Origin of the sequence: Streptococcus mitis (assembly GCF_026782895.1) — a bacterium.
Classification (GTDB): Bacteria; Bacillota; Bacilli; order Lactobacillales; family Streptococcaceae; genus Streptococcus; species Streptococcus mitis_CB.
In genome coordinates this window covers 1-3,009 of record NZ_JAKUXJ010000009.1, presented here as the reverse complement: position 1 = coordinate 3,009, position 3,009 = coordinate 1, and the positions used below count along the sequence as shown (strand labels likewise).

Below are 3,009 nucleotides of genomic sequence, written 5' to 3'. Positions count from 1 at the left end.
GCTAAAGACTTAGCCAAGGATAAGATTGACGCTATTGAAAATCTCTTGTCAAAGAAAACTCAAGAGACACATGCTCTAGTTGCGAAGAAAGAAAATGTCGCTCCTCGTGACCAAGAATTTTATGATAAAGCATATAATTTATTGGCCGAGGCTCATAAAGCCTTGTCTGAAAATAAAGGTCGCGTTTCTGATTTCCAAGCCTTAGACAAATTAGCAGAACGCTTGAATGATGAATCTTCTAATAAAGGAAAATTGGTAGATGATTTATTGGCATTCCTAGCACCAATTACCCATCCTGAGCGACTTGGAAAACCAAATTCTCAAATTGAATATACCGAAAACGAAGTTCGTATTGCTCAATTAGCTGATAAGTATACAACGTCAGATGGTTACATTTTTGACGAACATGATATTATCAGTGATGAAGGAGATGCCTATGTAACTCCTCATATGGGCCATAGTCACTGGATTGGAAAAGACAGCCTTTCTGATAAGGAAAAAGCTGCGGCTCAATCTTATACTAAAGAAAAAGGAATTTTACCTCCGTCAGCAGACGCAGATGCTCAAGCAAATCCAACTGGAGATAGTGCAGCGGCTATTTACAATCGTGTGAAAGGTGAGAAACGAATTCCACTCGTTCGACTTCCATACATGGTCGAGCATACAGTAGAAGTTAAAAATGGTAATTTAATCATTCCTCATAAGGATCATTACCATAACATTAAATTTGCTTGGTTTGATGATCACTCATACAAAGCTCCAAATGGCTATACCTTGGAAGACTTATTTGCGACGATTAAGTACTATGTTGAACATCCTGATGAACGTCCACATTCTAATGACGGATGGGGAAATGCCAGCGAGCATGTCTTAGGTAAGAAAGACCACAGTGAAGATCCCAAAAAGAACTTCAAAGCGGATGAAGAACCAGTAGAGGAAACACCTGCTGAGCCAGAAGTCCCTCAAGTAGAGACTGAAAAAGTAGAAGCCAAGCTCAAAGAAGCAGAAGCTTTACTTGCTAAAGTAACGGATGCTAGTCTGAAAGGCAATGCGACAGAAACCCTAGCTGGTTTACGAAATAATTTGAGTCTCCAAACCATGGATAATAATGGTATCATGGCAGAAGCAGAAAAATTACTTGCGTTGTTAAAGGGTAGTAATCCTTCACCTGTAAATAAGGAAAAAACAAACTAATGAAAAATGGGAGTCTCGATAAAGAGGCTTTCATTTTTATTATGTATATACGAAAAATTCTTGACAAGCAGTACTAAAAGGAGTAAACTATTAACTAGTTAATTAACTGGTTTATTGTTTTATAGTGAATCAAATAGAGTTAAGAAAAGAGGAGATTATGAAAATCAATAAAAAATATCTAGCTGGATCAGCAGCAGCACTTGTTTTAAGTGTCTGTGCTTATGAACTAGGTTTGCATCAAGCTCAAACTGTAAAAGAAAATAACCGTGTTTCATATATAGATGGTAAACAACCAAGCCAAAAGGCAGAGAACTTGACACCTGATGAAGTCAGTAAAAAAGAAGGTATAAATGCCGAACAAATCGTTATCAAGATTACGGACCAAGGTTATGTGACTTCTCATGGAGACCATTATCATTACTATAATGGCAAGGTTCCTTATGATGCCATCATCAGTGAAGAACTGCTGATGAAAGATCCAAATTATCAGTTGAAGGATGCAGACATTGTCAATGAAATCAAGGGTGGTTATGTGATTAAGGTAGACGGGAAATACTATGTTTACCTTAAAGATGCGGCTCATGCGGACAATATTCGTACAAAAGAAGAGATTAAACGTCAGAAGCAGGAACATAGTCATAATCATGGAGGCGGTTCTAACGATCAGGCGGTAGTTGCTGCCAGAGCTCAAGGACGCTATACAACGGATGATGGTTATATCTTTAATGCCTCTGATATCATTGAGGACACGGGTGATGCCTATATCGTTCCTCATGGCAATCACTTCCACTATATTCCGAAGAGTGATTTGTCTGCGAGTGAATTAGCTGCTGCCCAAGCCTTCTTATCTGGGAAAGGCGGCCAATTAAGTACGGTTGAATACCGTTCAATCAGGGGAGAAACAAGATCTACTCTAAGAACGAGTCAATCTGAAACTCCTCAAAATCCTGCAACAGCTCCGGAGAGCCCAAATGAAGATTTAGCTAGTCTTCTTCAAGAATTGTACGCTTTGCCACTTAGCCAACGTCATGTGGAGTCTGATGGATTGGTATTTGACCCAGCACAGATTACAAAACGTACTGCCAATGGGGTCGCAGTCCCTCACGGGGATCATTTCCATTTCATTCCTTATTCGCAAATGTCTGCTTTGGAAGAAAAATTGGCTCGAAATCTGCCAATTGGAGGTCAGCCAATTCAAAGTCATACCGATAATCCGAAACCAATCAGTTCTGAGAAACTAAGTTCAACACCAAGTTCAACCATTAAACCAAACTTTAATCTCAATACGCCGGCACCGAATCGAGCAACTGGAGGTGCCTATACAACGGATGATGGGTATGTCTTTAGTCCGACAGATGTGATTGAAGATACAGGTGACGCTTTTGTTGTACCGCACGGCAATCATTTCCACTATATACCTAAGAGTGATTTGTCTGCAGGAGAATTGGCTGCTGCCCAAGCTTATTGGAATGGAAAACAGTCTCATTCTGCTACAAGTTCAAGTAAACCAAGTAGTGATAATGCTAAACCAGTCCAACCAAGTTTGACAGAGACTCCAAACCTGACTGTCACCCCAACATATCATCAAAATCAAGGGGAAGATATCCCAACACTTTTAAGTGAATTGTATGCCAAACCTTTATCAGAACGCCATGTAGAATCTGATGGATTAGTCTTTGATCCGGCACAAATCATCAAACGTACAGCTAACGGTGTAGCAGTGCCTCACGGAGACCATTATCACTTTATCCCTTACTCCCAAATGTCCCCTTTGGAAGAAAAATTAGCTCGTATGATAGCTGTTAAGGGACAAAA

The 3,009-nt window shown here is 39.9% G+C and carries 2 protein-coding genes; both read left to right on the top strand.

Annotation, left to right across the window (positions count from 1 at the left end; translation table 11 throughout):
* On the top strand, window positions 1-1,194 hold a 1,194-nt coding region (locus tag MK480_RS09990; RefSeq protein WP_268707612.1), incomplete at its 5' end, for a pneumococcal-type histidine triad protein.
* Window positions 1,195-1,351: 157 nt separating this feature from the next.
* Window positions 1,352-3,009, top strand: a 1,658-nt coding sequence (locus MK480_RS09985) for a pneumococcal-type histidine triad protein (protein WP_268707611.1), incomplete at its 3' end; no start/stop codon positions are given.